This window comes from Stygiolobus sp. CP859M, from assembly GCF_037389975.1.
In the GTDB taxonomy this organism is placed as follows: Archaea; Thermoproteota; Thermoprotei_A; order Sulfolobales; family Sulfolobaceae; genus Stygiolobus.
This window is the reverse complement of sequence record NZ_JBBHKS010000005.1, coordinates 16,820-43,699: the sequence shown is the minus strand read 5'-3', so window position 1 is coordinate 43,699 and position 26,880 is coordinate 16,820. Positions and strand designations below refer to the sequence as shown.

General features: G+C 38.3%; 37 protein-coding genes. 14 read left to right on the top strand and 23 right to left on the bottom strand.

Annotated features, from left to right (window positions below; all coding sequences use genetic code 11):
* Window positions 1-32 precede the first annotated feature (32 nt).
* Both lrs14 (WIW72_RS00855) and WIW72_RS00850 read right to left on the bottom strand, forming a co-directional pair.
* Window positions 33-407 carry an HTH-type transcriptional regulator Lrs14 gene (gene lrs14 / locus WIW72_RS00855; RefSeq protein WP_337702276.1) on the bottom strand — a complete coding sequence of 125 codons (375 nt, stop codon included), beginning with the start codon at window positions 405-407 and terminating at the stop codon, window positions 33-35.
* A 76-nt stretch (window positions 408-483) separates the two neighbouring features.
* A complete protein-coding gene (locus tag WIW72_RS00850; RefSeq protein WP_337721212.1) occupies window positions 484-2,016 on the bottom strand; it encodes a hypothetical protein in 1,533 nt (510 codons plus the stop codon).
* A 24-nt stretch (window positions 2,017-2,040) separates the two neighbouring features.
* Here WIW72_RS00850 and WIW72_RS00845 point away from each other — a divergent pair, with 24 nt between their 5' ends.
* The gene (locus WIW72_RS00845; protein WP_337702280.1) at window positions 2,041-2,490 is read left to right on the top strand and encodes a hypothetical protein; all 450 of its coding nucleotides are present in this window, start codon (window positions 2,041-2,043) and stop codon (window positions 2,488-2,490) included.
* A 35-nt stretch (window positions 2,491-2,525) separates the two neighbouring features.
* Here WIW72_RS00845 and WIW72_RS00840 read toward each other — a convergent pair whose 3' ends face one another.
* The 8 genes from WIW72_RS00840 to WIW72_RS00805 form a co-directional block, all read right to left on the bottom strand.
* Window positions 2,526-3,443, bottom strand: a complete 918-nt coding sequence (locus WIW72_RS00840) for a CoB--CoM heterodisulfide reductase iron-sulfur subunit B family protein (RefSeq protein ID WP_337702470.1) — start codon at window positions 3,441-3,443, stop codon at window positions 2,526-2,528.
* 2 nt (window positions 3,444-3,445) lie between these two features.
* Entirely contained in the window at window positions 3,446-4,138 is a 693-nt protein-coding gene (locus WIW72_RS00835; protein ID WP_337702282.1) for a 4Fe-4S dicluster domain-containing protein, read from the bottom strand.
* Window positions 4,125-4,808 (bottom strand): hypothetical protein, encoded by a 684-nt coding sequence (locus WIW72_RS00830; protein WP_337702283.1) that lies wholly within the window; start codon window positions 4,806-4,808, stop codon window positions 4,125-4,127. The genes WIW72_RS00835 and WIW72_RS00830 overlap by 14 nt, the downstream gene beginning before the upstream one ends.
* A gap of 46 nt (window positions 4,809-4,854) precedes the next feature.
* A complete protein-coding gene (locus WIW72_RS00825; RefSeq protein WP_337702285.1) occupies window positions 4,855-5,943 on the bottom strand; it encodes a CoB--CoM heterodisulfide reductase iron-sulfur subunit A family protein in 1,089 nt (362 codons plus the stop codon).
* A gap of 56 nt (window positions 5,944-5,999) precedes the next feature.
* On the bottom strand, window positions 6,000-7,319 hold the full coding sequence (locus WIW72_RS00820; protein WP_337702287.1) for a CoB--CoM heterodisulfide reductase iron-sulfur subunit B family protein: 1,320 nt from the start codon (window positions 7,317-7,319) through the stop codon (window positions 6,000-6,002).
* A 123-nt stretch (window positions 7,320-7,442) separates the two neighbouring features.
* On the bottom strand, window positions 7,443-8,276 hold the full coding sequence (locus tag WIW72_RS00815; RefSeq protein ID WP_443294719.1) for a 4Fe-4S dicluster domain-containing protein: 834 nt from the start codon (window positions 8,274-8,276) through the stop codon (window positions 7,443-7,445).
* A 69-nt stretch (window positions 8,277-8,345) separates the two neighbouring features.
* The gene (locus WIW72_RS00810; protein WP_156007737.1) at window positions 8,346-8,585 is read right to left on the bottom strand and encodes a sulfurtransferase TusA family protein; all 240 of its coding nucleotides are present in this window, start codon (window positions 8,583-8,585) and stop codon (window positions 8,346-8,348) included.
* A 10-nt stretch (window positions 8,586-8,595) separates the two neighbouring features.
* Window positions 8,596-9,018 (bottom strand): DsrE/DsrF/DrsH-like family protein, encoded by a 423-nt coding sequence (locus WIW72_RS00805; protein ID WP_443294718.1) that lies wholly within the window; start codon window positions 9,016-9,018, stop codon window positions 8,596-8,598.
* A 184-nt stretch (window positions 9,019-9,202) separates the two neighbouring features.
* On the opposite strand from WIW72_RS00805, the gene WIW72_RS00800 reads away from it, so the two are divergent.
* From WIW72_RS00800 to WIW72_RS00785, 4 genes are all read left to right on the top strand, one after another.
* Window positions 9,203-9,580, top strand: a complete 378-nt coding sequence (locus WIW72_RS00800) for a DsrE family protein (RefSeq protein WP_337702292.1) — start codon at window positions 9,203-9,205, stop codon at window positions 9,578-9,580.
* 6 nt (window positions 9,581-9,586) lie between these two features.
* Window positions 9,587-10,906 (top strand): dihydrolipoyl dehydrogenase family protein, encoded by a 1,320-nt coding sequence (locus WIW72_RS00795; protein WP_337702294.1) that lies wholly within the window; start codon window positions 9,587-9,589, stop codon window positions 10,904-10,906.
* Between the two features lie 268 nt (window positions 10,907-11,174).
* A complete protein-coding gene (locus WIW72_RS00790; RefSeq protein ID WP_337702295.1) occupies window positions 11,175-11,522 on the top strand; it encodes a hypothetical protein in 348 nt (115 codons plus the stop codon).
* A complete protein-coding gene (locus WIW72_RS00785; RefSeq protein WP_337702297.1) occupies window positions 11,519-12,082 on the top strand; it encodes a thioredoxin family protein in 564 nt (187 codons plus the stop codon). Before WIW72_RS00790 ends, WIW72_RS00785 begins: the two co-directional genes overlap by 4 nt.
* Here the strand turns inward: WIW72_RS00785 and WIW72_RS00780 are convergent.
* Entirely contained in the window at window positions 12,045-12,368 is a 324-nt protein-coding gene (locus tag WIW72_RS00780) for a hypothetical protein (protein ID WP_337702298.1), read from the bottom strand. The two genes, WIW72_RS00785 and WIW72_RS00780, sit on opposite strands and share 38 nt — an antisense overlap.
* A gap of 49 nt (window positions 12,369-12,417) precedes the next feature.
* On the opposite strand from WIW72_RS00780, the gene WIW72_RS00775 reads away from it, so the two are divergent.
* A complete protein-coding gene (locus tag WIW72_RS00775; RefSeq protein WP_337702300.1) occupies window positions 12,418-13,680 on the top strand; it encodes a DUF1641 domain-containing protein in 1,263 nt (420 codons plus the stop codon).
* Here WIW72_RS00775 and WIW72_RS00770 read toward each other — a convergent pair.
* The 8 genes from WIW72_RS00770 to WIW72_RS00735 form a co-directional block, all read right to left on the bottom strand.
* Entirely contained in the window at window positions 13,654-14,682 is a 1,029-nt protein-coding gene (locus WIW72_RS00770; protein WP_443294736.1) for a histone deacetylase family protein, read from the bottom strand. The genes WIW72_RS00775 and WIW72_RS00770 overlap by 27 nt on opposite strands.
* A complete protein-coding gene (locus WIW72_RS00765; protein WP_337702302.1) occupies window positions 14,639-15,463 on the bottom strand; it encodes a hypothetical protein in 825 nt (274 codons plus the stop codon). The genes WIW72_RS00770 and WIW72_RS00765 overlap by 44 nt, the downstream gene beginning before the upstream one ends.
* A gap of 1 nt (window position 15,464) precedes the next feature.
* Window positions 15,465-16,520, bottom strand: coding sequence for a radical SAM protein (locus WIW72_RS00760; protein ID WP_337702304.1), 1,056 nt, complete (start codon window positions 16,518-16,520; stop codon window positions 15,465-15,467).
* Window position 16,521: 1 nt separating this feature from the next.
* The gene (locus WIW72_RS00755) at window positions 16,522-17,412 is read right to left on the bottom strand and encodes a radical SAM protein (RefSeq protein WP_337702305.1); all 891 of its coding nucleotides are present in this window, start codon (window positions 17,410-17,412) and stop codon (window positions 16,522-16,524) included.
* Entirely contained in the window at window positions 17,409-18,443 is a 1,035-nt protein-coding gene (locus WIW72_RS00750) for a lipoate--protein ligase family protein (protein WP_337702307.1), read from the bottom strand. The genes WIW72_RS00755 and WIW72_RS00750 overlap by 4 nt, the downstream gene beginning before the upstream one ends.
* Window positions 18,444-18,539: 96 nt before the next feature.
* A complete protein-coding gene (locus WIW72_RS00745) occupies window positions 18,540-18,797 on the bottom strand; it encodes a sulfurtransferase TusA family protein (RefSeq protein ID WP_337702310.1) in 258 nt (85 codons plus the stop codon).
* Between the two features lie 196 nt (window positions 18,798-18,993).
* Entirely contained in the window at window positions 18,994-19,380 is a 387-nt protein-coding gene (lrs14, locus tag WIW72_RS00740) for an HTH-type transcriptional regulator Lrs14 (RefSeq protein ID WP_337702313.1), read from the bottom strand.
* A gap of 51 nt (window positions 19,381-19,431) precedes the next feature.
* Window positions 19,432-19,788 carry a hypothetical protein gene (locus WIW72_RS00735; protein WP_337702316.1) on the bottom strand — a complete coding sequence of 119 codons (357 nt, stop codon included), beginning with the start codon at window positions 19,786-19,788 and terminating at the stop codon, window positions 19,432-19,434.
* Window positions 19,789-19,821: 33 nt separating this feature from the next.
* Between WIW72_RS00735 and WIW72_RS00730 the strand changes: the two genes are divergently transcribed.
* The gene (locus WIW72_RS00730; RefSeq protein ID WP_337702318.1) at window positions 19,822-20,427 is read left to right on the top strand and encodes a 7-cyano-7-deazaguanine synthase; all 606 of its coding nucleotides are present in this window, start codon (window positions 19,822-19,824) and stop codon (window positions 20,425-20,427) included.
* Here WIW72_RS00730 and WIW72_RS00725 read toward each other — a convergent pair.
* Complete coding sequence (locus tag WIW72_RS00725) at window positions 20,422-20,928, bottom strand: HAD family hydrolase (protein ID WP_337702320.1); 507 nt, start codon at window positions 20,926-20,928, stop codon at window positions 20,422-20,424. The genes WIW72_RS00730 and WIW72_RS00725 overlap by 6 nt on opposite strands.
* Window positions 20,929-20,979: 51 nt before the next feature.
* On the opposite strand from WIW72_RS00725, the gene WIW72_RS00720 reads away from it, so the two are divergent.
* The 3 genes from WIW72_RS00720 (at window position 20,980) to WIW72_RS00710 (ending at window position 23,030) form a co-directional block, all read left to right on the top strand.
* Window positions 20,980-21,390, top strand: coding sequence for a glycine cleavage system protein H (locus tag WIW72_RS00720; protein ID WP_337702322.1), 411 nt, complete (start codon window positions 20,980-20,982; stop codon window positions 21,388-21,390).
* A gap of 97 nt (window positions 21,391-21,487) precedes the next feature.
* Window positions 21,488-21,934, top strand: a complete 447-nt coding sequence (locus WIW72_RS00715; RefSeq protein WP_337702323.1) for a glycine cleavage system protein H — start codon at window positions 21,488-21,490, stop codon at window positions 21,932-21,934.
* Window position 21,935: 1 nt separating this feature from the next.
* Window positions 21,936-23,030, top strand: a complete 1,095-nt coding sequence (locus tag WIW72_RS00710; RefSeq protein ID WP_337702325.1) for a lipoate--protein ligase — start codon at window positions 21,936-21,938, stop codon at window positions 23,028-23,030.
* Between the two features lie 17 nt (window positions 23,031-23,047).
* On the opposite strand, the gene WIW72_RS00705 is transcribed toward WIW72_RS00710, so the two are convergent.
* Together WIW72_RS00705 and WIW72_RS00700 are read right to left on the bottom strand one after the other, a co-directional pair.
* The gene (locus WIW72_RS00705) at window positions 23,048-23,767 is read right to left on the bottom strand and encodes a CBS domain-containing protein (protein ID WP_337702327.1); all 720 of its coding nucleotides are present in this window, start codon (window positions 23,765-23,767) and stop codon (window positions 23,048-23,050) included.
* Complete coding sequence (locus tag WIW72_RS00700) at window positions 23,767-23,907, bottom strand: hypothetical protein (protein ID WP_337702329.1); 141 nt, start codon at window positions 23,905-23,907, stop codon at window positions 23,767-23,769. Before WIW72_RS00700 ends, WIW72_RS00705 begins: the two co-directional genes overlap by 1 nt.
* A gap of 41 nt (window positions 23,908-23,948) precedes the next feature.
* On the opposite strand from WIW72_RS00700, the gene WIW72_RS00695 reads away from it, so the two are divergent.
* The 4 genes from WIW72_RS00695 to WIW72_RS00680 all read left to right on the top strand — a co-directional run bounded on the left by WIW72_RS00695 (window position 23,949) and on the right by WIW72_RS00680 (window position 26,505).
* Window positions 23,949-24,395 (top strand): hypothetical protein, encoded by a 447-nt coding sequence (locus WIW72_RS00695; RefSeq protein ID WP_337702331.1) that lies wholly within the window; start codon window positions 23,949-23,951, stop codon window positions 24,393-24,395.
* The gene (locus WIW72_RS00690) at window positions 24,392-24,802 is read left to right on the top strand and encodes an OsmC family protein (RefSeq protein ID WP_337702332.1); all 411 of its coding nucleotides are present in this window, start codon (window positions 24,392-24,394) and stop codon (window positions 24,800-24,802) included. Before WIW72_RS00695 ends, WIW72_RS00690 begins: the two co-directional genes overlap by 4 nt.
* Window positions 24,803-24,835: 33 nt before the next feature.
* A complete protein-coding gene (locus tag WIW72_RS00685) occupies window positions 24,836-25,162 on the top strand; it encodes a hypothetical protein (RefSeq protein ID WP_337702334.1) in 327 nt (108 codons plus the stop codon).
* A gap of 137 nt (window positions 25,163-25,299) precedes the next feature.
* On the top strand, window positions 25,300-26,505 hold the full coding sequence (locus tag WIW72_RS00680; protein WP_337702336.1) for an NRAMP family divalent metal transporter: 1,206 nt from the start codon (window positions 25,300-25,302) through the stop codon (window positions 26,503-26,505).
* Between the two features lie 4 nt (window positions 26,506-26,509).
* Here the strand turns inward: WIW72_RS00680 and WIW72_RS00675 are convergent, their stop codons facing one another.
* Window positions 26,510-26,800, bottom strand: a complete 291-nt coding sequence (locus tag WIW72_RS00675; protein WP_337702337.1) for a hypothetical protein — start codon at window positions 26,798-26,800, stop codon at window positions 26,510-26,512.
* Window positions 26,801-26,880: the final 80 nt, after the last annotated feature.

The window sequence follows — 26,880 nt, the reverse complement described above, 5'->3', positions numbered from 1 at the left end:
AAAAATGGATGTGAGAATAAATTAATTTGTTCTTAACGTTCTAACTCCTTAGGTAAAATACTACTGAAAAGTTCAGCACATCTCTTAAAATCATTTGTGATCTTTTCCATTAATCTCTCTGTGGGAACTGCTTTGTAAATGTATCTAGGTCTACCTCCTTTAGAGGAAGAGTCTTTCATCCTCTCGACAAAACCTAAAGATACTAACTTGTTTACGCTCCTATTTATGGAAGCCTTAGATAGTTTCAGCTGTTCAGCTAACATATCTTCGTTTTTCCCGTCGCTATTTAGTAGTGCTTTAAGGACTTGAAAATCAGTATCCGAGAGGTCATAACAGAAACTCAAGGCTTCTACTAGACCGACTTCTTTTCCCGAAGGTAATCTGACCCTACTTATTTCCAATTCCATAGTTAATCACATTATATAATTAAAATACACATATTTAAATCTTTGTATTTTAAGTTAATAGCTGTTAGAGTGATAATTACCTTTTGATTATATTTCTCAAAATTAATATGATAATTACGGTTATTCCTGCTAAAGCTAATACAAATGCGGAAGCGTCTGAGCTTCTGTGGGGTCTCCCCCATGGAGTATGGTACGTAGTCTCAGTCAAAAGCAAGGTGGTACTTCCATTTATCAGTTTTACCACTACCTTACTATTTCCGTAAGTTACTGTATAATATCCTGCCGGGAGTACAATCGTAGTATATGATGATGTAATATTAGTGTGTATTGTTAGTCGATAATTACCTAATGGAGTATAAAATAATGTGATTGTAAGGTTTAAGGGGACTACCGAGGGCTCTAGGTTAAGGCGCTGATATACGGGACTAAATAATACAGTATAGTTACCATAAGATTCTACATAGTAAGGTAGTACTGAATAAAACAACATCTTAGAAAGGTTAAAAACTTCCACCGAGGACTTATCAGTATAATATAATATACCGCTGTCATTGATTAACCAAATGGATTCAGGGGGTAAACCCACTTCTCTAACCCTAACAAATGTCATATTATTCGGCACTAACATACAGAGATTATTGCCCATTACGATCCCGTCATAATAGTAAATAGGAGTAAAATTATACTGAGGACTTAACTTTTCTAAGTTAAGGCTGTAGACCGTATTGTTGATGACCACGTATTGATTATCAAGAAAATTATAATATTTACCTATATAGATTAGATGCTTATTATCCAATAAGTATCCATTGGAGAGGAAAACATATAGGGAACCGTTATAGGAGTAAATTTTAGTTATACTGGACGAGAAGTTAAGTCTGTAAATTACGGTACCATCTTCATACAAAGTACAGTTCCACTCGTAGAAATAGTTGCCCTGATAGAAATAAACAGAGGTCACGTTAGAGTAACCCAAGTTATATATAGAGGGATATATCACGTGACCTTGTCGATCCAAGATTACATTATTAACCACTGTGGCGTTCTTGAACACCTTCAGATCGTTAATGGAAAAGTTCAACGAATTTATCACTGCGTTCGATAAACTCGATATTATGACCTCCGAGTTATTATATTGAACTAAATAATTATTTATTATTTCAGCGGTCATATTAGGAAAATAAGGCGAGACATATATTACCTTCTTTACGGTCAGAGGAAAAGACATTGGAGGAGTATAAGTAATATTAGTCGAGTTAAGGACGAATACTGCTGAATAAAAAGAGGGTAATATTAGACCGTAATACCCAGACTGGTTAAGAAATATTAATACGGTGTGCTGGAAGCTCTCAGGATATTGTTTTACCCCCCAAGGATACACTATCTGCTGAGAAAGCCCAATTATTCTCGTAAAGTTTATTTGTGTGATAAATAAGATTTCTCTGGAAGGATTTTCTAGCATAACGCTTCCATTTGAATATACTACTAGTATATTACTCCCGCATTGTTGAACAAAACTTATCATTCTTCCTTGAGAACCTAATGAAACGCTAGCCAAAGTCAATAGAGATACCAAAATGACCATAATACCAATAATCGAAATCTTCATATTTCAACAAATAGATTAGAAGTTGTGGAGTTTAAAGGTATCCTCATTGAAGAGGAAGACTTGTTAAGAACAGGGAAGTTTAGTGATGAAATAAGAAAAAAACTTGAAAGGGAAGGATTTAAGATAGTAAAGAAAAAGGGAAACGAAAACATCATCACTACCTTTGAGGAAGATAAAATCAGCTTAGTGTGCGACAGAGAAGAAATAATCTTCAGACTCCTGCTCCTCTCCTCCACTATAGCTAGAATCATAATAACGGAAAAGATAACGACAGTAGTTATGTTCACTGGAAGAAAAAGCATAACACATTCATTTAGGATAAACAGAGCGACCGCGTTAGAGGGCTTGAGGAAGACCTATATAACTTCTAAATCCTCTCAGGAATTTCTGCAGAAATATTTTAAGTATCTTCATGAAAATAACGACGACGCGGTTTTAGGATGGTTAAGAGAATTCATGAAAAATAAGAGCTAAGTGAAGAAGAGGAAAAGGAAAAAGAAGTTAACTCTTTAAATAAATCTCTTCAAAACTTGCATCGGATTTGTCACATTAGCCGTCAGTAACGCTTCGTCAGGTGAATGACCAAATGCGAACGCTAATAACTGGCTGAAGTACGCTATAGGCATTCTCAGATCTTCACCGTATCTTGCGGCAATCTTGTTCATATTATTCTCTAGAGCAACAGCGCCTAATGGACAGTCCACCACTAGGAGTTCAGCGCCGTTCCTTCTTGCTTCCTTCAATATTCTCGCTTCTAAGTTCAGAGCTACATCTGGATCAGCATATACATGTGGACCTCCACAGCACATTGTCTTTGCTTCAAACGGCACTACCTCAGCTCCAGTAGCCTTTAATAACTCGTCCATGAAGAACGGTCTTTCAGGATCATCCTTGATCTTCATATATCCAGTTAAGATGAACTGCTTCGGTCTTGCGTATAGACAGCCATAATATGGGGCTACCTTTAGACCGTTTAGTGGTCTCTTTACAAGACTCTTTACACCTTCAGGACCGACAGTATTGTAAATAAACTCTACGGCATGTATCATTAACAATTGTAGATCATAAGGCTTCTCACCCATTTTCTCTAAGTACATGTTCACTTTTTCTCTTAACTTTGGATACTTAGTCATGTAATAATGGGTTCTCGATAGTGAATAATGACAGCCTGGACATGCAGACATTACAGCATCTGCTCCCATCTGTCTTGCTAAAGACAAGTTCCTAGCTGGAAGCAGTAATCCTGCCATAGTATTTACGTTCTTGACCTCTAGTGCACCACAGCAGTTGTAATCCTCTATTTTCTCGTACTGAAGCCCAAGATCCTTAGCTACCAACGCTAAAGATACTTCGTAGGACTTACCCATTCCGTCTAATGAACAGCCTGGGTAGAACGCTACTTTACCGTAAGGATTATTTAATCTCATGGTCATTCTGCTCTCACCTCCTCCTTCATTGCTTCCTCTAATACTTTCTTTATCCTATCCCAGTTCTTAACTTTACTTGGTTTCATTAACTCCTTAAACAGACCAGACCTCAACATAGCTCCACTCATCATTATAAGATCTTTTATTCCTAATGATACGAATCCGGCCTTAGCTGATGCTGCTCCGAGAGATAATTCCGATATTCTTCCTCCGTTATTCATAACTGTCTCAAGGAATAACTCGTCGAATATTGCACCAGGGTCCTTCTTAACTAGCCCGTGCTTTAGCAAATAATTATGGATTGCATGAACTACTTCCTCAACTAGCACACCCTTAGGACATCTGTGGGTACACTTCTGGCAGGACACACATCTCCATATACTGTTCTGTAGTTCTATCAATGTTTGTTTATCACCTTTTCTAGCGAGGTCTATGAACTTTCGCGGACCGTAGTTAGGATCGTATTCTCTCATAGTACATCCTGAAGTACAAGTACCGCATTGCCAACAAGCGCTGATTGTATATCCTTCTAGAGTGTTAGCGATCTCGTCCCATACACTGGGGTCGTACCCCGTTTGTGTTCTCTCAACTAAAAATGCGTTCCATGTACCGTCTATTTCTACTCCGTCTACTATTACTTTATCTTTTTGAATTACACCTTTTATTATAGATTTTTCCAACTCAGGAATGGGCATATTTCACCACCTTTAAGAAGGGTTTTAACCCTAAAACTAAGGCGGTTGTGGAAAGATGAGTGGGGAGTAACCCCGCCGCCTTTTTGTCTATTGCAAGGTGCGTAGTATAGTCTAAATACCTTACGTACGAATAAACCAAAAAAAGTGTAGTGGGATAATAATTCGAGGTATCTAAGCCAAAAATTGATAAAATACTTTTTAGTTCATTCACAGCAGATATAAAATCATTCTTGTTATTTAAGGTCACGTTATCCTTAAGGACATAAGTTATCGAACCCGAATTCTTCTCTTCATTCCAAATCCATCTATTCCATAAGGGAAAATCTGTAGGCTGAAGATAATGTAAAAGTTCTCTGGCCATATCTCTCGAATCTTTTAGTTCCATCCCCTTTACGGAGTTTATGAACATGTTAACTCTATCATCATAAGGTAGAGAAGTATCCTTCATCTTGGAGTACAAGGTGGAAAATTCAGACAAGGGAGTACTTTCAGCCACTTGGGAATAAAACTTCTTGTGGTGGAAAAACACTTCGAATAGTTTTTTACGATCTTCCTCAGTCCTAATTTCTAAGTTCATGAGGAAATCAGATTTCCTCTTCATAGAATCCAAAATTACGGAGAAAGATTTCTTAGGATCACTATAAGTATTATTTACATCCTTATCTAACATTGCATTAAAAATATCTCTTACATAATCAGGATTTAAAAAAATAGTGTTAATGATGAGCCACCTCTACCTGTACGGGCTCATCCCATATACCTTTAGTTATATATTCATAAGCTTTCATTGCAGCTGCATAACCTTCTGTTATTGAATCAGATATCGTCTTAGGACCAGTTATCGCACCAGCTAAGAATATACCCTTCTTAGTAGACTGAATTGGTAAGGTGTGCTCGTCAAGCGGCTTTACGAACCCATGCTGTTCTAGCTCTAAGCCTAAAACTTTAGCTACTTGTTTTGAACCTAAACCTAACTCCATACCATTAGCTAATATCACCATATCATATGGAACTACTAGCGCTCTGTTTAAGTTCATTGTATCTTCTCCCTTAATTATTACAGTATCGTTAGGTCCTCTCATAAACTCTGATATCCTACCTCTTATAAACCCTACTCTATAATCTAATTGAGCCTTCCAATATAATCTATCTTCCATTAGACCATATGTTCTTATATCCATATAGTAGATATGCACAGTTGCATCAGGTATTCTCTGCTTTATCTCCATTGCTTGTTTGATTGATACTGCACAACATACCCTAGAACAATATGTATTACCTACCGTAGCATCTCTTGAACCTACACACAATAATATAGCAACCCTCTTTGGCGGTGTCCCTTTCGTAGTTACTAGCTTATTGTCAGATAACATTTTCTCTATGTCTGATATCTGATAAATATTGGGGACTATACCGTAACCATACTCGTATTTCCTCCTTGAATCGAAGTGTTCAAAACCAGATGCAGCTATAATTGCATTAACTTTCTCGTTAATCACTTTACCAGTTTTATCTTTTATACCTACAACAAAACCGCTTCCTTCTTGCTTCACATTATCCACAATACTCTCCCTATAGATCTTTACATTCTTACTCTCTTCTACTGCTTTAATCAGAGGATCAATAACTTGTTCAGAAGGAACTAGGTTAGGGAACAATAGACTATACTTAAGCTTTTTAGGAGTACCACCTAAGTATGATTCTCTTTCCACCAATACTACATTAACTCCTAAATTAGCCAACTCCTTCGCTGCTGAAAGACCAGCTGGTCCTGCACCAATAACTAGAACTTTTTCTCCGCCCATTTAATCACCTAATCCTAACATTTATTAAATAAAATTAATTTAAAAAATTTTGCTTTTCACTTTTGTACAGCTTTTTCTCCCTTATACCACTTCACTCTATCAGGTAATGTTAGGTAGAAATCAATCTTTCTGTGAGGAGTATACAAGTATTCGGGCTGGGCTTTGCCTTCTCTTAAGTCAGCTAGATACTGTAGGAACTTCTCCTTGTAGTCATCAACTGGTACACCTATTTTCCTTAAGAAACCTTCAACATCAGTTGCGTGCCAATGTATTTGAGCAATCTTGTATGGATCTGCACCCATTGCAATTGCTGCAAACTGTGCGTCTGCTAGAACTGGTAAGTTATAGTTAAAACCGTGAGCTTTTCCAGCCCACTGGCTCTTGTCTAGTGTCGTTACACATCCAGTGTCAGATGTTACAAATACGTCGGCATGTCCTTCCTCTACTGCAGGAATTACCTTCTTAAATAACGCGAAGCTCCTGCTGAATTCTCTTTCTGTTAATATGTGCCTGAAACCAAATCCACAGCAGTCCCACCAAGTAGAATAATCTACGATTTTAGCACCGAAGTTCATTACAGTACCAGTAGGTGCTGCAGGTCTCCTACCTTCGAAGACTTTCGGATCGTATACGGTATCATCGGGAACTAGCTTATAAACGTGGCACGGTGTGTGAACTGCAGCTTTGACATTACTTAGATCGTATTTCTTCTGCTGTGCTAGCTGCTTGCTCATTACGAATAGCCACTCTGAGTAGTGTACTACTTCTTCAGGGATCACGATGTCCATTCCTAGCTTTCTCATTATCGGCCTTAACTTGTCTCTTATCTCCTTATGTAAGACTAACATGTTTCTAATTTCTTTATAATGGCCGAAAGACGTACCACAATGTATTAACGGGAAGTAGTCAGTTTCATAAGCTCTCCACATGTTTCTTACATAAACTCCAGCTAAGGTTACAGGGTTAGAAGCACCAGAAGCGTGATAGTTCCAGCCAGTGCATGAAGTCTGGTGTGGTTCATCTAAATAGTCTATCTCAGCCTTGTTCATCATCCAGAAAACTGAAGTGGGATAACCTGGAATATGTCCGCATTGTCCACAACTCTTGTGGTTCCATAGTTTGTTTGTGGGTATTTTCTTAGGTAATCCATTAATAGTCTGAACTTCCACCGGATTATTGTAGGGCTTTATATGATGAACTATTACTTCTCCCTCGTCTTCTAACTTATGTAATTCCTCTTTAACGTGTTGAATACCGTGAGGAGTACTATATCTATATATAATCCTCTGATATACTTCATTCCAATCTACGCTATCTGCATAAGGAAAAGCTTCTTTTATTGCCTCCTGCATCTTCTTCTCTTCTTGACTTGTCATAATTTACACCTTTACATCAATTTATGTAGTTTATAATATATAAACTTTCATTTAAACCATTTATTCATAGATACTAAATAAGTAAAAAATACATAAATTTACACAAATATTGAATCTTTCCCTTTATAAGTCCATCCAGTTGTCAGGCAATTCATCTTCGTTTAATTCTCCTTTTTCCCATTTTTCTCTTATTTCCTCTAGTTGTTGTTTCCTCTCTTCATATATGTCCATGATCATTTCGTATAGATCTTCATCTACCTTCTTTATCGAGTCCATCGCACCTGATTCAATGAAAATTGTCATTAATTCAACCGCGGTTTGTAGAGAAGATTGCCAACCTATATCAGTCCTTTGCAATAGATCGACCGGAACTGCCTTTCTATATACATCCATATTCTTTGACTCTTCGACCGCTTGTGGACCCCAATCTGGGAACGCATCAGGCTGAATCATATTTGGAGTTACTTGGTTACCTGTCGTGATCACAGTGTACAAGACTCTTCTATATGGGGCTAATATTTCTTTTGCGGATGGAAGTCCAAATTGGACTGCATATTCCCTCAGAAGCATTATTAATCCAGCTATTTCGTTATTAAATGGACACCTCATAGAACAAGTATAGCATTGAACGCACGCCCATACTTTCTTGTTGGTAAATTCCCATATCTTATCAGCTGCATCTCTCATCATATACTGTATCATTTCTCTAGGTCCATAATCATAGAATTTTGCAGCTGGACACCCAGAAGTACATACGCCGCAGTTTAAGCATCCCCTCAAATACTCATTAAATCTAAAATCTGATTTTACGGCTTCCCAGAATTTCTTTGCGAGTTCAGCCTCTTCTGCCGATAATGAGCTATGGAAATTTCTCATCTCTTCTGGTTCAATTGCTTGATCTATGTAAGCCATGTCCATTACTCTTGGATCATCTGGTAGCGGTATAACTTTAGACATACCTATCAAATAGATTAATCGAAAAGTTACTTATAAATTTTGTTAAAAAAATAAATTATTATATTACCTTTACTTTACTCTCTTAATTAGAATTCTAGTTACTCCACCTTGCTGTTGTACGTCTAATATTTGTTGCCCAGTCCTCCTAGCCCACGCTTCAATGTCCGGTTTGGCTGCGGGGTCTGTAGCTAAGACCTCAAGAACTTCTCCTACCTGGATTTGCTTTATAGCTTTAGCCGTTTCCATTACTGGACCAGGGCAATACATTCCCCTTGCGTCTAAGGTTTTGGCTATTTTAACTTCTGTCATTTTATTCACCTCAAATGAATAATACAGTTCCTCCTTCTGCTCTGTCTAGGAAAGTTGCAACTCCTACAACATCGTCAACAAAGCTAGCTAGGTCTTCCCTCTTTATTCCGAAGAACTCCATGGTGGTGCTACAAGCAAATACTTTGACTTCTCCTACCTCTTTTGCTTGTTCAATTAGTTGATACCACATTGGGTACTTCATTTCTTGCATTTTTTGCATCATCATCGGACCGAACTTTTCATAGTTCTTGTCAATAGGGGCTGGTTGATTCTGTAAACCTTGTTTAGTTATATTTGTTAATCCCCAAAAAGTGAAGAATAGATTCACTTCATATCCCGCTGCCGCTGCTCCAGATGCTAAAATACCAACGGGCATTAACTTATCTACTGTGCCTGAGAAGACGATTATTGAGAGTTTTTTCTGCTCTCCCATTTGTATTCCCAATTATTATTTTTAATTAAAATTATATAAGCTTTCCTGATATTGAAATTAATGAAAAATATTTCTTTTTTATTTAATTGATATCAAATATACGAAATAAATATAGTGTCTTCTGTTAATTTGTTTGATAAAAAATTTAAGTAAGCTTTTTTAATTATTAGTTGAGGGGTACTTGATGAGCGAAGAACAAAAGAAAAAAGTGTTAATCGTGGTAACACATGGTCCAGATGACCTAGATAGGACGTACGCACCACTTTTTATGGCATCAATAGCAGCATCAATGGAATATGAAGCACAAGTCTTCTTTATGATAAAAGGACCACTATTATTAAGCAAGAAATGGCAAGAAGAAGAAAGGAGGAAAGGAGGAAACCCGTTCATACACTTCTTCGATATGGCTAAAGACAACGGTGTGAAGATGTACGTATGTGTCCAAAGCCTAAAGGACATGTGCCACATGAACGAAAGTGATGTAGTGGACGGAGTAGAAATAGTGGGCGGTTCGACACTAATAGACTTATTATTTGATGCCGACAGATCATTATTCTTCTGAGTAAGTATGGATTTTGATGTCGCGATAATAGGTGGTGGAACTGCAGGGTATGCTGCCGGAGTACTGCTCGGGAGAAGGGGAAAAAGGGTAGCTGTAATAGAGAAGGAGAACATAGGAGGTACATGCGTAAATTACGGCTGTGTACCTAGTATTTTTTTATCTGAGTTATCTTTTTTATATTCTAGACTCAAGGAGATCGGAGATTATAAGGGAATTACTATTTCAGTTTCATTAGACGGATCCACTTTTTTCCGTAAGAGGGATGAAATCATAGAATACTTACGGAGCGCAGGAGAAGGATTAATTAAGTCTTCTAGTGGAGAGATTATAAGAGGAGAGGCGGAGATACTGGGTAAGAACGAGCTGAGTGTAAATAGTGAAAAAATATCGGCTCGTAATATAATTATCGCATCCGGTTCGAAACCTAATACTCCCTCGATTGAGGGGATTGAGAACGCAATAAGCGAGGATGAAGCCGTAAGATTGAGTAGAGTCCCCTCTTCTATGGTTGTTATAGGAGGGGGCGTAGCAGGAACTGAGATAGCCCAGATATTCGCAAAACTTGGCTCTTCAGTAACACTTTTATCTAGAAGCAAAGTCCTCAAGGAAATTGAAGAGGAAACAAGACGCGTTTTAATGAACGGATTGGATTTTGACGGCGTCAACGTTCTGGAGGGTGTTACACCGAAGAAAATTAAGGACGGTAAGGTGATCACAGACAAAGGTGAATATGAAGGAGAGATCATAATATACGCTACTGGAAGGATGCCCTCAATACCTAAGGGTACACAAAAAATAGGAATTGAGACTACGAGAAACGGGATTATTGTGAACAGAAGACTAGAGACCTCACTTAAAGGTATCTACGCTATCGGTGACGTAATTGATAAGGAGATTAGGGTTGCCCACTTAGCATATATGGAAGCCATAGTAGCTTCCCTAAATATTCTGGGGTCTTGTGAAGAAATGGATTACGAGGGGACGCCACAAGTGATTTACACTGATCCTCAAATAGGGGTTGTGGGTGATAAAAGAAAGGTTGAAAAGTTCGTGAAATTTCCTTATGCTGCAAATACGAGAGCCATAATTAGAGGTTTTAGGGAGGGGTTCTCCGCTATAGGAATAGACAAGAACGGAACAGTAGTTTACTCAGAAGTTATAGGAGATTCTGCCGAGGAGTTAGTTAACTTGTTAGCATTAGCAGTTAGGAAGAGATTAACAATTAGGGACCTAGCTTTCTCGATATTTGCCCACCCATCCCTAAGTGAGGTCGTACTAAACGCAGCTAGGAACGAGTTCGATTTGGACGTAGACAACTATAAGTGATCTAGATTTGTGACTTATTTGTCTTACTAGATGGTAAAATAACAACGTTATTATATCAGGCTTTGTAATATCTAGTAAATTTGAAATTTTACAAATAAATTGATAAATAGTTATTGTTATTTAAACATTTTAAAATGATTTCTTTGGTTGAATATATACTATTTAATTTTTAATTAAATAGAACTAACGAATTAAACTAAAATTTCTAAAATTGTGGAATTAACCGTCTTAGCCAAATTTTATAATTCATAGAGTAAAGATAATTTGTATGTCATTAGCCGATTACGTTAAGAAAAGGGGATTTGAGCTAGAGGAGGCTGAAAATAAGCTCGTAATAAAGATGGAAGGATACTCGTTTTATATAGATAAAGCATTAAACGAAATAGTATTACCAATCCCTTTACCTACCGGTAAAGAAAGTCTTGATGATTTAGTAGAAATGGGCATAAGATACGCTAGGGCTGCAAGAATAACACAAAGCTTAGGAGAGCCAGTTACTTACGAGCTTAACAATAACATGGTATTGATAAAAAGAAGGTTCTCAGACATGCAAGAATTAGAACAGAAATTAATTAAGGCTTTAGAGGGTATAGAGAGCTTGAGGTATTTCTTATGAGTTATGACCCAATTATCTCCCAATACTCCAAGTTCATAAAAGGGCTTACCATTGAGCAATGTAAAGCGGACGAAGTGGTAGACAAGCTCACTGAAGGCAATAATATAATAGAAAAGGATAGTTGTGACAAGCCTTACATAAAAGTTTTAAAAAATAACAGACTCTTCTTCACTTACTACGGTATTCCCACAGCTAACGAGTTGTGGCCCTTTCTTAACTCACTAATCAGAGTTGCAAACCATGCAGTGCAGCTTGATGAAAAGGAAAAGGCAGAAGCGGTAAAAGTAAGGGGTAACATAAAGCTTTTCGTAACACCTGATTGTACAAAATGTCCTATAGCTGCTGAACTATTGTATCAGATATCTATAGTAAATGAAAGTGTCAGCTTAGAGATAATAGACGTTACGGAGTATGAAGAACTAGGTAAAAAATACAGAGTGTTAAACGTTCCGAAGATCGTTCTTAACGAGAACGTAGAGATACCAGGTGGGTTCCCTCCTCATATAATTCTTAAGATGCTAGTTAAGGGTAGCGAAAAACAACAATCCCCATCTTCCTAGCTATTTTTTCCACATTCTCGTTATCTGTAAACAATTCAGCAGATAGCTCTTGTGCTACCAAGACCGATTCCGAATCTGCTTCATCTAGACCTGAAATTTTGATGGGTTTATGGGAGTAAGCCCTTATCCACACATCGTTATCAAGAAGATTAGATGGGTTTACCCCCATTTTAAGTGCTTTAGAGAACGTGAGAGTTGTGATAACGATCTTCTTACCTGCTAAGGCTTGCCTCAGTTCAGGGATTCTGGTTACCAAGTTTGTCGTTATAACCGCGTACTTTGTCATATTAAAGTATATAAAATACAAACTATAATAAAGTTAAGAGGAGATAAAAGTGGCTCAGACATTCGAAGACCCTCTCGAAAAACTCACTAACCCTGAGAATATACAAAAGCTCTCTAAGTTAATAGACGCTTTACCTGCACTTGAAAAAGTGACTACTAAATTAACTGAAATGGATAAACAGGGTCAGTTGGACTTAATGATGGGATTACTTGACCAAGCTGTTTCTATAGTTGATGGTGTACAGAAGGCTGACTTAATTAACACACTCATCTCATTCGGAATGGACCAAATAACAAAAATACAAGCACTATGGCCAATGGTAGAAAAACTAACAAGTGATAAAGCTCTATCCCTCCTACAATCACTCGATGTAGACGCACTACTTGACGCTACAGAAAAACTCCTACCACTAATGCAAAAGATGACAAGTGACAAGGCGCTAAAAATACTACAATCACTCGATGTAGACGCACTACTTGACGCTACAGAAAAACTCCTACCACTAATGCAAAAGATGACAAGTGAAAAAGCACTAAAAGCACTACAAAGTATGGACATAGACGCCTTACTCCAGACTACTGAAAGCCTGATGCCAGTACTCATGAAAACGACAACGATCCTCAATGACATGCAGAAGAAAGGCCAGTTAGATATGCTATTAAACTTGCTTCAGCAGTCAATAGACTTGCTTGATGCTGTACAGAAGGCTGACTTAATTAACACACTCATCTCATTCGGAATGGACCAAATAACAAAAATACAAGCACTATGGCCAATGGTAGAAAAACTAACAAGTGATAAAGCTCTATCCCTCCTACAATCACTTGATGTAGACGCACTACTCACAGTAGCCGAGAGGTCGATCCCAATATTACAAAAACTAACGGGTGAGAAGACCCTCAAACTATTAGAGACGATTGATATTGATGCGACACTTAATGCTCTAATAGCCCTATCCCCAGTTATGAAACAATTAACGAGCGAAAAAACTGTAAAACTACTCACTCAAGTCGATTTCACCTCAATGTTATCGCTGCTTGAAAGGATGGCTGAGTTACAGAAGGCAGGAGTTATCGATAAGATGATGAAGTTATTTGAGGTGTTCGGTGATCCGCAATTCGTAGACGCTATATTAGCTTTAATGCAGAAGATGGGCATAGCAATGAAGATGTGGGTACAAGAATTACCAAATGTGAAGCCTGTAGGAACGTTCGGATTGGTAGGTGCCTTAGGTAACAAGGACACAAGTTACGCTTTAGGTGCAATGTTGAAACTGGCTGAAGATTTAGGTAAAGTGCTGAGGGAAAGATAAGAGGATAGATAAAGTCTCTTTAGCTTTTTTTATATTCTCTAAATTCGAGATTGTAGGAGTTTCTAGCTCTTCTTTCTTACCACTGAGACCGACTAGGAAACTCACCATACATTCGGAGGACATCTTCCCATATCCCCCTCCACCATATCCAATAACTTTAGCACTTTTAGCCAACCTTCTCACCTTCAAGCCCAAAAGGTTATACGAATTACACGTCAACTCCAGTGACTTAAGCCCGTCATCCTTATGACCGTCTACCCCAGAGATCACAACAATATAAGACGGGTCATATTCCTCAACTATGTCGAGAATTCTCAACGCTATTTCGAATACATCGTCTCCCGATCTAAGAGGTAACGGAAAATTATAATTAAGCCCCTTTCCCTCTCCCTCTCCCCTCTCCTCAACCCTTCCAGTACCAGGGAAAAACTTGCCGTCGTAAGCAAAGATGTTTAGTTTCAACACGGGCTTATCATACAAATACTCCTGAAGCCCATTACCGTGGTGGGCGTCAACGTCTATTATTGCCACTTTTTCCTTTCTTTTAAGTAGTTGAAAAACAAGATAAGCTACGTCGTTTATAGGACAGAAACCCATTGGTCTGGAGTACGTAGCGTGATGGAAACCGCCGAGTGGGACGTAAATAAAATCTATATATGAGGAAAACTTTAACGCAGTCTTCGAGGCGCCAAGCACAAGTAATACGTCCTCAAATATACCAGGGTAATGAATAGTGTCCCCTCCATCCAAATATCCAGAATATGGCAAAGCACTGACTTCTTTAAGCCTATTGATGTAATCCTTCGAGTGTATCTCGAGGAGATCGTCTAAGGTAGCTAACTCAGGTTTAATTTCTACGAACTGGAGTTTTCTTCTCGCTATTTCTATGAACCTCCTAATTCTCTCTTTAGAAATATCCCTTATCATGTGGTGAGAAAACGATATGTCCCTGAACCTATCATCCCATATAATACCTAATAATTTCTCCGAGGTCAATTCTATCCCCTAAATTTCCGTTATATTTTCTAAAAAACCTTATCCTCGGTTTTCCATCGTAGGATAGCACAGCTTCAAAAAACGCTTTACCACAGACAGGTTGATTAGCTAGGATCTTAAACGATGCCTTTTGTTCCCATGTTTTGATTAACCCCCTCTTTCCTTCAAAGAGAACTACATTCTTTTTCTTAAAGTTAACGGGTCTGCCTAAATTTATACTGAAAAAGGAGAGTTGACCATTAAAACCGCCTATAATCCCCCCGTAACAAGCATACGGGTAGCTGGTGTTAAGTAGTCCTCCACAACAACCCACACCGTGGAGATTACCCGCTGACGCGTAATCTTCTACCTCCACATCGAAATAATTCTCAGTGACTAAAACGACTTTTCCACGTCTCGACTCTTTGTAATCGGACACCTTGCGGAACTTAAATGTTACTCCCTCGATATGGGCGTGTAAAAAGTCTCCTCCAGTGTAAGGGGAGTTAACAAAATACCCTATTACTTGTCCTTCCTTAACTTCCTCTCCCTCATTTATTATTGGCTCTACGTGTAATACCTTAATCTTCTTATCCTTAATCAAGAAAGTGAGCATATAATCGTAGTTGGACTTAACGTATTTGTTAGGTCTCCCTATAAAGAATTTTTCGGCTCTGAGGAGCTTTCCATTGAACGGTGAGAAAAAAGTTCTTTGATCCGGTGAACTTAAGTCTATAGCTTTACCCCTAACGTGAGAAGGGAAACCGCTTGAGAAAAAACTGATTAAAGAACCCCTTTTTATGTACATTCTACTTTCGTTCTAGCGCTTTTATTACGTTGTCTAGCTTAGACTGCCTTAAAGCTTTAATTGCCATTTCTCTTGACGGATACCAAGGAATGTTTCTGAACTCCATCGTGGGTCTCTCATTAGAATAAGGTCTATTACAGCCTGGACAACCTGAAGTCATAAAAGCTGGTGCTATATCGTCAATACTCAAGTCGGAAGGTATATTGATATCTATCAACCTCTCGTTTTCGTCGAATACAAAGTCGGAATTCGTTACGAGATCGTTTTCGATAAGCCATCTTGCAAGCTGTATCCTTCTATATACGTTCACTGGTACGGGTTTTCTCTTCTCCATTAACGTATTTTGTTCTGGGTAAAAGGCGAATAATGTAATCTTTGCCCCTCTTTGATGAGCATACCACATTATATCAACAGCTTCCTTTTCAGTCTCACCTAATCCTATTATCAAATGTATCCCTGCATTTCCTTTACCGAATACTTCTACAGCCTCATCAATACCCTTAAGATACCTATCCCAACTATGCATACTTCTGACTTCCTTCCCTCTGGTCATGTCAAAAACTCTCTTGCTTGCAGCGTCGATTGCTACATCTATCATATCCCCTCCTGCCTTCCTCATCTCCTCCATGTGGTGTTTGAACGTGTATGTAGGGGTTACTAATTCTGATATTGACAGCTCTATTCCGGCCTCTCTAATTCTCCTCGTGATCTCTATTGAGTCTTGTGCTGCCTTAGGGTGGGCTAACTGCCCCACACATATCCTCTGTAATCCGAACCTAGGATCGCCTTGTCTCTCCTTTATCTTCTTTATAACGTCATCTAGTTTCCTTAAAGGCCATTCGACTCTTATCAGTGTTTTGCATTCAGGACCTTGAGATACTTCTCTAGCTTGTCCACAGTAGGCACAGTTAGCCTTACAGCCATCTGGATAATACTGCAAGAGGTTTATTGTTGTGTTTAGAGCGTTATGTAAAAAAACACCTGGACTAAAACCTAATACCATATCTGCTCCGAAACTTAGCCTTACCCAATCTGGACTACTTACCATTCTTAACATATCATACCACCCCCAAAATATCGAAAACTACATTCGCACAACATGTATTATTAAAAATAACTTGTCTTTTACTTAACGCATAATTTATAGTCTCCTCCTCTGGGAAGGCTATTCCGTCCAGCTCGTAATCTACCGCAAATTTTTCCACCTCCAAATACCTCCTACCTCTGGGTCTTGCACACCCGAGCATGACCGGAATGGAGAAGTTATCTCTTGCCTTCTTCATAACTCGAATCATTTCGTCGGGCTCGGGCTGTCGTAAAGAGAAAGATGAGGAAAGAGGCATGAGCCCGACGACTATAACAGCGTCTGGGTTTACGGACTTTAACATATCCAGAGCGTTTAGCTCGTTTTCGACCCCCTTTTTACTTAAGCCTACGATGATATGAGGGACTACCATTAGTCCTGCTTTTTTCAGATACCTAAACGAATTCAAGTAATCGTCAACCGTAAAAGGTTGACCAAGTGTATCCTTTATAGTATCATCATCAGCGACCATATCAAGTAAAGCTATTTTAACTCCTGCCTCCTTAAACTTTAGAGCTATTTCTTCGCTTTTTACGACTCCGGTATGGGCAATAAAAGTCATTTTATCTTTGTACTTCTGAAGCACGGAAGAGAACTTCCAGATGGGGACTTCTCCCCTACTAGTAGAACCTCCTGAGAGTATAAGCCCCTTGTGCCCTTCACTTAACGATTTTTTGATTTGTATTTCGAGCTTGAGAGGCGAAGATGCGTCCTCCATGCTCTCGAGGATTCTTTTATTACAGTGTTTGCAGTTAAACGCACAAGCGTTTCCAGTTACAGAGACTATCCTCCACCCTTGATCAGAGGACATATACTCGGTTTCATATTTCTTCAGCGCAGGTGCATATAAGAATAGGGGTCTCACTTTTTCAACACCTCGTTAAATAAGGAGATGAGGTCGTTTTCGCTTATTCCGATAATCTTTACACCTTTATACCACTCCCTGATGTTCTCCTCAAGTTCATCCACTCTACTCCACTTAAGTCTGGACTCTAGATCGTAGATTGCCCTTCTGGGTTCTACGAAGAAGTCTCCGGTTAGTAAAACACTTTCAATTATCGACTCACCTGCAAGCTTGGCTTGTAACCTGACTAGCCCACCTGGGAACTTTCTCTCTATAAACTTCACATCCCCACTTAGGGGTTTTCTGAGGTTATATATCCAATCCGGAGAAGAATACTTCAACCTGAATTGTGAAATTAATTTCTTCTCTTCCTCAGTATACTGACCTTCCACCAACTTTACTCCTAACGCTTCGGAGAAGCTATCCTTTGCTATACTTATTAACTCGCTCATTTCGATACTACGTCCCAGTTCCTTTGATACCCATGTTAGTCTCTCTTTGAAATCCTTAGCTAGCTTGTCTTTCAGTTTCTCGGAAGTGAGCCTTAACGTAGATACGAGAGCTTCAGCGTCGAAGTCTAAGAGTATCGTCCCTGTCACTGCAATATATTTACCTATCGAGAATGCACCTATCCCAGATATCTTTTTCCCCTTGACTTCTACGTCATTCTTAGGCCTGAAATTTGCGTCAATCGCTAACTTCTGAAGGGTTTTTATTACTCCTTCAGCGCCTTTCTTTATCGCGTTTTCTGGGGAACCTCCTAATAGCGAACCGTCAGCATAAATCTCCCAGCCCAGTTGGTCTTTTCCCATTATTATAGCTCCTCCACCGGTAGGTCTTCTTCCTATGTCCCAACCTCTTTTTTTCACCTCATTAATATTCACTTCTTGCTCTACCGCCTGATGATAGCCTATAAGCACGGCTGTGGGGTCGAATATAACGAAGCGCAGTATTGGGGAGGCACCATTACTTACTGACTCTAATAACGCCTCTTCGCCAGCGAGTATTAGGTCTTGCGGTCCTCTCTCCACGATGAACCTAAAAGAATCCATACTTAGGAAAATAACTTTTTTAATTTATTTAAATATTTCTTCAAATAGAAAAAACGGCTATTTATATTGTTCTAAAGTGAAAAGAATTGTAAACCTTTAGCAACCTCCGACTTTAACGTCCTTTAATTCTTTACTGCTACTAGTCTTCTCAATGACCATCGTATATACTCCATCCTTATTGGTGTTCTCCACAATCTTACAATCCATTAACTTAACGGCTTCGGTTATCATGTCCACACATTTTGGATCTTTAAACATTACTTTTACTGCACCTTCTTTCATCCCCATTAGCTTAGCCACGGTTTTCATGAAAGGTTCGGGGCATTCAGCTGAAGTAGCGTCTATTATCTCCATAGTTTGTAAGATTGAGTTAAAAACTTAAAAATATTGTCGAACTAACTAAACCCCATGAAAGTCATTTGTCCGGTTTGTAACAGACTGTTTGAGGCCGAATGCTCTCCTTACAAAGAGACCTATAATGAGATAGCATACTATTTCGACACGGAAATGTGTTTGCTAGCGTTTAGAAGTAGCCCTGAAAAATTTGTATTCAAGTGCCAAGAGAAGAAAGTAGAACCTTAGGCAAAATATTTATAAACATCTGGGAACATTTTTTGAAATCTTCCCTGATATGCTCTACTAGCTGCTGTGTCTCAACAGCCTTATAGACGTATTTTGGTCTACCGCCTTTAGAGGACTGCATTTTTTCCCTAATAATAAATCCAAGTGATACAAGCTTGTTTAGGCTTCTATTAATAGATGCTTTAGACAACTTCAATGACTCTACTAATTCATCCTCTGTAGCTGTCTTCTTTTCGATTACAGCTTGGAGTACTTTGTACTCCGTGTCAGATATGTCGTAACAGAACGATAAAGCGTCAAGTAACTTTACTTCTTTGCCCGACGGTAATACTACTTTCTCACTTTCTACTTCCATAATTTAATATCTATTAATAGATATATTTAAATTTTATCAAAAAAACCAAAGTTAACCCCAAATCCCTCTATTAATATCCTCAATCTTAGTGTATAGAGAGATCTGGAAATATCTGAAGACTTCTACAACAAAATTTCTAGCTTGCTCGTCTTGCATTCCTGAGATTTTAGTCAAAAGATCATTTATGAACCTCTGTAAATCGTTATAAGTGGCTTTGTCCATCATACTTTCGTATTGACGAAGATCCAGCACCGACCTTATCTCGTCAACAGTTTTTGCACTCTTTAATTTCTCATAAATAATCATTACGACACCCCTTCCCTGCTTTCCAAAGAGAGCGTCTTCAGGCTTTCTCAACCACCTTGCGTAAGTTGCAGCTAATTTTTTCGCTTCATTCTCAAGCGACATATGTTTAATTCCTCATGGGCTTATTTAAAACATATGGGAAAATCATTACTGTTAATGAGCGGAGGCTTAGACTCTTCCTCCGTAGCCTTTTACCTTTCTAAAAAAGGTATAGATTTTGATTGTATAATATTTAACTACGGGCAGAAATCGGCGAGAATGCAATTAAAAGCCAGTAAAGAGATTTGTAGGAGACTGGACAAGAAGTTAATAAAAATAAACATAAAACACGTAAGGAGACCTTTCGTAGAGGGACTCTGGTTTAAACCCCATGAGCCCATAGTTCACAGAAACGTTGTCATAATTCCAATAGCATTGGCACTGGCAAAAGAAAGGGGATATGAGGAGGTAATACTCGGTACAGTAAAAGAAGACTGTGAATTCGAAAGAGAAAGATTTTACGTGATTAAAAAGCTTAAAGAATTAGCTGAAATTCTCGGCGTAAAGCTCTCTACCCCTTTCGCCGGTTTCCCCAAGTGGTTACTATTGAAAGTAGGGATTCAGTCGGGCTTAGATCCACAACTAACTTACTCCTGCCTCTTAGGACACAAATACCACTGCGGACAATGTAGTCAATGCAAGAAGAGGATAGAGGCTTTTAAGATACTCAGGATAAAAGACCCTACGGTTTATCTATCATAGCTTTCTTAACCTCATTAGAATCTCATATAACTTTTCTAAACTATCAGCCATTATATAAGGGCTATATCTTGAACAGTCTTGGAATCTTTTAACACAAGCCACTTTTATCCTTGAGTCGAAGAACCTAGCCGATAAAAGGTCTAGGGGTGATGAACCTATCGTCATTGTCTCCATCGGATCCCATCTTGTCATATTAAACAATGCCTTATAGGGGATCTTGCTCGGTTTAGTTATTCCGTCGTCGTTACTTACATAGCTAAAGTTAGCAATGGCTAGACTTTCCATAACCTTCTTAGTCGTCTCTTTGTCGTAAGGGGAAAAAAATACTATTTTATCATTACTAACTTTTTGCCTCAACTTCTCTAAAAAGGGATACCAGTCGGGGAAAACTTCCGTAGTAACCTCTAACCCTTCTATTTTTTCTCCCTTATACTTGCGATACAAGACATCTGTCAAGTCGACTTTGAGAACTACCCCATCAAGCCATATGACGAAGTTCATAACTTGTATTAATGAAAGTTAATAAGTTAATATTTTTGTTTTTATTTTGGTATGAATATAAACGGTTTTGAGTTCCCCGAAGACCCACTTTATTACCCAGAGGAACATGTGTGGATTAAAGTGGAAGGTAACGTGATTACGGTAGGTATAACGTCTCTAGGACAATATATGGCGGGTAAGATATTCGAAGTGTCTACAAGGAGTAAAGGAGAAAAGGTTAATCCAAGAACAGTAGTGTTCACGTTAGAGTCAGCAAAATGGGTAGGTAAATTCAGGCTTCCGGTTGAGGGAGAGATAGTTGAAGTTAACGAATCTGTTGTAAAAAACCCTGCTCTATTAAACGAGAAGCCATATGATGCTTGGATAATCAAGATCAAGGGAAAGTACGACGAAAAGAAATTTAAGAAATTACAAGAAGTGTCTAAATTATTTGAAGCTGAGACCAGTAGAGTCGTGAGATAAAGATAATTTTTATCAATTTTTGACTTAAATTACTTTTCCTTTATCTAAAGCAAAACATTTTTATTATTTCCACGAAAGATAATAAAGAGGGTCTTAAATGGCAAATGTTTCGAACTGTGAGATACCTGAGAACCTACTTTATTATATTGAAGGGAAAAACACCGTATGGGCTAAACAAGAAGGAACAGACACAATTGTTGTAGGTATAACCGACATTGCCCAGACCATGGCAGGAAAAGTAGTGAAAGTCAGGCTAAAGAAGAAGGGCACCAAAATTGAAAAAGGTAAACCAGTTGCTACTATGGAGAGCGGAAAGTGGGCCGGTCCAGTACCAGCTCCAGTATCCGGAGAGATCATAGACGTAAACCAAGAAGTTGAGAAGAGTCCAGTGATCGTTAATCAAGATCCTTACGGCAAAGGTTGGCTAGTTAAGATGAAGATAAATAATCCTGAGGAGTTAAAACAGTTAGTTACCGGCTCTGCTGCTGTAAGCAAACTAACTGAGTTGATAAACTCCGAAAAATTGCAGTGCAAGAGGCTGTGAAATGAGTTGGAGGTTCATAGTATTACCTCCCCAAGACGGCTACCACATGGTTACGTCCTTTGTCTCGGTAGCTGATTACGTCTCTAATGGAGGAAAAGATACACTCCTTGTTTTTTATGCCGATAAACCCTTCGTAAATGTTGGAGTTCATCAGGAAGTATGGTTAGAAGTTAACCTTGAGTTCACTAAGAAGATGGAAATACCAGTAATAAGGAGAGACCTTGGAGGAGGCACAGTAGTAATAACACCCGGTGAACACGACTACTTTATAGTAGTGAGAGCTGAAGAAGCACCGAGTACGCCAAAAGCTCTCTACGAAAAATATCTAACACCCGTAGTGAACGTATTAAGGTCTTATGGTATAAAGGCTGAGTTAAAAGATCAGGATATTGTTGTAAATGGAAAAAAGATAAGCGGGAACGGTGCTATGACTTACGATAAGGCGGTAGTAGTCACTGGTAATATATTGCTACACCTCGATGTAGACCTGATCAGCAAGTGCGTAAAAGTACCTTCAGAGAAATTCAGGGATAAGATGGCAAAGGAAATGAGCGAATGGCTGACTAGTGTAGAGAAGGAAATCGGTTATATTCCTCCAAGGGATGAGATAAATAAGAGGTTAAAAGAGGAGTTCGAAAAATGGCTTAACATAAAATTCGAAGACGCTTCTTTGACACCTGAGGAAATACAGTTATGGGAAAAACTTGCAAGAGAAAAGATGAACGAGGAGTGGATATACTACAAGGACAATAGACATCCAGAGCTTAAGACCGAAAGGTGTGTTAAGATAAACAACACTGTAGCTCTCTGTCACGTAGACTATAAGGCAAGGAAACTGATCAGGTTAACAGTAAAAATAGTGAACAAGAAGATAGATGAAATATCGATATCTGGAGATTTCTTCGTCATGTCACCTAAAGGGTTCATTGAGGAGTTAGAGGATAAGCTCAAGGGTGTGGAAGTGACTAAATATCAAGAGGTAATAAGGAAAATGTTTGAGGAGAAAAAACCAGCAATTTTCGGGTTTACAAGCGACGACCTGATAAACGCAATGGAGGAACTAATTAGAAAACCTGAAGTCCAAGAAGTAATATGATTAAAAAAGATTAAAAATTAAATTGACATAACAGCTAATAATTCTCTTTCACTTAGACTTCCCAAGAGAGAAACGGGATCTACAACTGGTAAGAAGCCTATGTTTTTTTCAGCCATTAAGAGCCTTGCTGTTTCCGCACTAGAGTCGGGAGTAACTTTGTAAACGGTTATTGACATAAAATCGTAAGCTTTCACTCCCTTCAATGTTTTCTTAGCTAGTAATGCCCTAGCTATATCCTTAGCGGAGATCACTCCTACGGGTTTTTTACCGTCCACTACCACAGCGTGTCTCTTCCAGTAGGATTTCATGACCTCTACTATCTCCGATAACTCACTATCTGGTGTAGCGATTACTGGGTCGACATTCATTATGTCCCCCACTTTTGCGTTAGACTCAACTTTACAATGCCTGATTAGATCCCTCTCAGTGACTATTCCCACTATTCTAGCACCATCTCCAACTACTAACGAGCCTACACCTTCGGACGTAACTATCCTGCAAGCCTCTTTTATTGGAGAAGTAGGTGTAATAAAAAGGAGGTCTCTTGACATTATTTTTTCGACGGGGGTCTTTAGATCTTTCCAGCTATATATTAAATCCCTAATTGTTATTATTCCGTCCTCGTCAACCAGTAACCTCCTTATGTTATTTTCAAGCATTATTTGAAGAGCTTTTTCAGTAGTCGTATCCTTCGAAACCTTGAATACCGAAGTAGTCATTATGTCTTTTACTAACATCATTTAGCCCTCTGTGGGTTCACACCATGAGCCCTAAAACACTCCTCTACTGTAATGTACTTCCACATAGCCTCCGGTTTATAACACTCCATTGCAGGATTTTCTTCTTCAACCTTTTCTTGCGTAACCATCATAGCCATCAATCATAAATTATATTAAAAAAGAAAAAAATTTTACTCCTATGAAAGTAAAAGTTGGAAATCTTGAACTAGAGATCGTTGGAGAGATAGACATAGGAGGAAAGACTTACAAGGTAATAGAGGTACCTGATTCTTCCGAATACAAGGGGTTTCCCCCTTCTTGGGAAACAGTGAAAAAATCTATGCTAACGTGGAGACCTTACTTCCGTGGAAAGATGATTGAGGAAGAAGGGAGGCTAATCCCTGTAATTGATGATTACGTGTTATATATGTCAAAAAGAATGTATGAACTCTTGGTAAATATTTACTATACATTTAAGGTCAATAAACCGCCCCTTGAGGTAAATATAAGCACCGTAATAACACAAGAAATTGAGAAGCAGGAAGAAGCACTCGGCAGAACCTTAACCCCTGAGGAAAAAACTCAAATGTACTTAGACTACTCGATCGACCTTGCTATACTTAAGGACTTGGGGATCCTATCATGATGACCTTTACAGCTGAAGGGGAGCTAGAAGGAGACCACGTGAAAATCACCAGCGATAACACAGAGCTGAAAATAGGGCTTTTAGGCTCAGATTATCCAACGCCTGAGGAGATATTGCTATCATCAGCATTATCTTGTTTAATGTTAACAGTATACTATATAGCAAGGGAGAAAAACCTAGAGCTCAATAGTTTAAAGGGGTATATAGAAGGAACTTTAGATCCTAAAGGCTTTCAAGGAGATCCTAATATTCCTCCGGGCTTCTTGGAGATCAATTACGAAATAGAAGTTAGTGCCAAAAATAAGGAATTATTACAGAAAGTCTTAGATGAATCAGAGAGGAGGTGTCCTCTAAAAGATACTCTCACCAGAAGCATTAAAGTCAATGTTAAATGGAAAATAATTTAAATCTTTTTTAATAAAATCAATTTGTGATACGAAATGTCAGAGGAACTCATGAAGCCGGGGGAGAGGCAATTTAACGACATGAAACCTTACATTATGGATTTAATAGACAATCTTAATACTCTTCTGGCCGAGAACGAAGCATTACTAAGCCAGAAGGGAATAGCCAGGAAACTTAGTGTAGTATTGTCGATAATGACGTTACACAGATACTATCCTCAAGTCTTCATGAAAGAGGTTTGGGATCAACTACTACAGTTGGTAGATCAAATGAAATCAATGCCTGAACTATCAGACAAATTAAAAGATATATTAGCAGACATAGAGAAGTTAAATCAGTTAAAGAAGGAAGCTGGGATTTGAATTTATATTGAATCTAGATAAATATACCTTTTTCACTTCTATATTCTTGGTTCATCTTCTAACCCTTGTAACTCTTTTTAGACTAGTTGTTTAACATATCGACAAAACTTTTTATTCCTAGAATTAATTTACTTACGATGGATCGTAAATCAATTACGACAAGTCGTAATTTTATAAACTTCCTGAAGTTCTTCGGACCAGCTTGGTTGGTGATGATGGCTGACATGGACGCGAGTAGTACTATTGGCGCTGTAGAGACTGGAATGTCCTACGGTTATAAATTTGTATGGTTCCTCCTTTTGCTTTCCGTACCTCTTTTCATAATTCAGGAGGTCTCTGGAAGAATAGGCATAGCTACTGGGAAAGGCTTAGGTGAACTGGTAAGAGAAAACTACAATAAAAAGATTTCAATATTCATAGCATTACCCATGTTTTTAACGGACATTATCACGTATATTGTAGAATATATAGGGATAGGTATAGGCATGTCTATGCTAGGAGTACCACTAATTATAGGTATTCCTATAGCATTTATCCTTCACTTGTTGATTATCATAAAGAGAAAATATGTAGTGACGGAAAAAATCCTAATAGCCATATCCACTACATTAATATTAGGTTTTGCTTTAACACTAGCCGTCAGAGGAGTAGAACCATCATGCTCTATCTTTTATTTCGAACCTACTCCAAACTATTTCTTTTTTCTGGCTGCCAACGCAGGGGCAGTAATAATGCCGTTCATGTTGTTCTTTCAAGCTTCAGCCACTGCAGAAAAGTTGGCTTCATTGGAAGGTTTTGAGAGGAAACTTGCGCTAAAGTTTATGAGAATAGAGACAATTATCGGTAGCGTAATTACGGAGTTCTTAATGGTAATGGTTGAAATGGCTTCAACTGGGATACCCGATTCTACGAACATTTATTCACCTAGCGACTTAGCTAGGGTGTTTTCCTCGATAGCAGGGTCTTATTCCCCTTATTTCTTCGGGTTAGGCTTACTGGGAGCCGGTTTTCTAGCTTTAGTCGTAATATCTCTAGGGAGTGCATGGGGTACTGCAGAAGCCCTTGGAATTCCTAGAAATAAGTCATATAAGTTATACTTGATAGAAAGTGTTCCGGCACTATTAGTAACTTTACTAGTCCCAAAAGATATGTTAGGAAATGTAGTATTAAACTTGCTCTCACTTTTCGTAATAATCCTTCTAGGTCCCGCCTTAGTTATGGGAATTCTTGCAAATAATCCAAGAATTATGGGAGAATATAAAAACAACTCATTTCAAAACGTGGTCTATTGGAGTAGTATTACCTTTATATTTATACTAGGTCTTCTGTCCCAACTCAGCTAGAAGATCACTTAGCCTTTACCTGCTTATTCTCTCCCATTACTATCTCCTTTCCGCGCCTCATCTTACTTAACGGCAATATTTCGAACATTCTAACTACCTCCTCGGGAGACATTTCCTTAGTCTCAGGAACGAACATTATTACGAATACTAATGCAATAATATCTAAAGCTGAGAATATCCTCCTATAGCTACCAATATCGTTATAATCCAATAAAATCTGTTGACTTTCTTGGTGTCTATTACTCTTAAAATATCCGCAATTGAATTGTAATTTCCTTTTAACATAGTATAACATTAGTTTAAAACTTTATAAAATCTACTTAATATATAATTTTAATTATGAAAGTATAATCTACTGTGATGATAATTTAAACT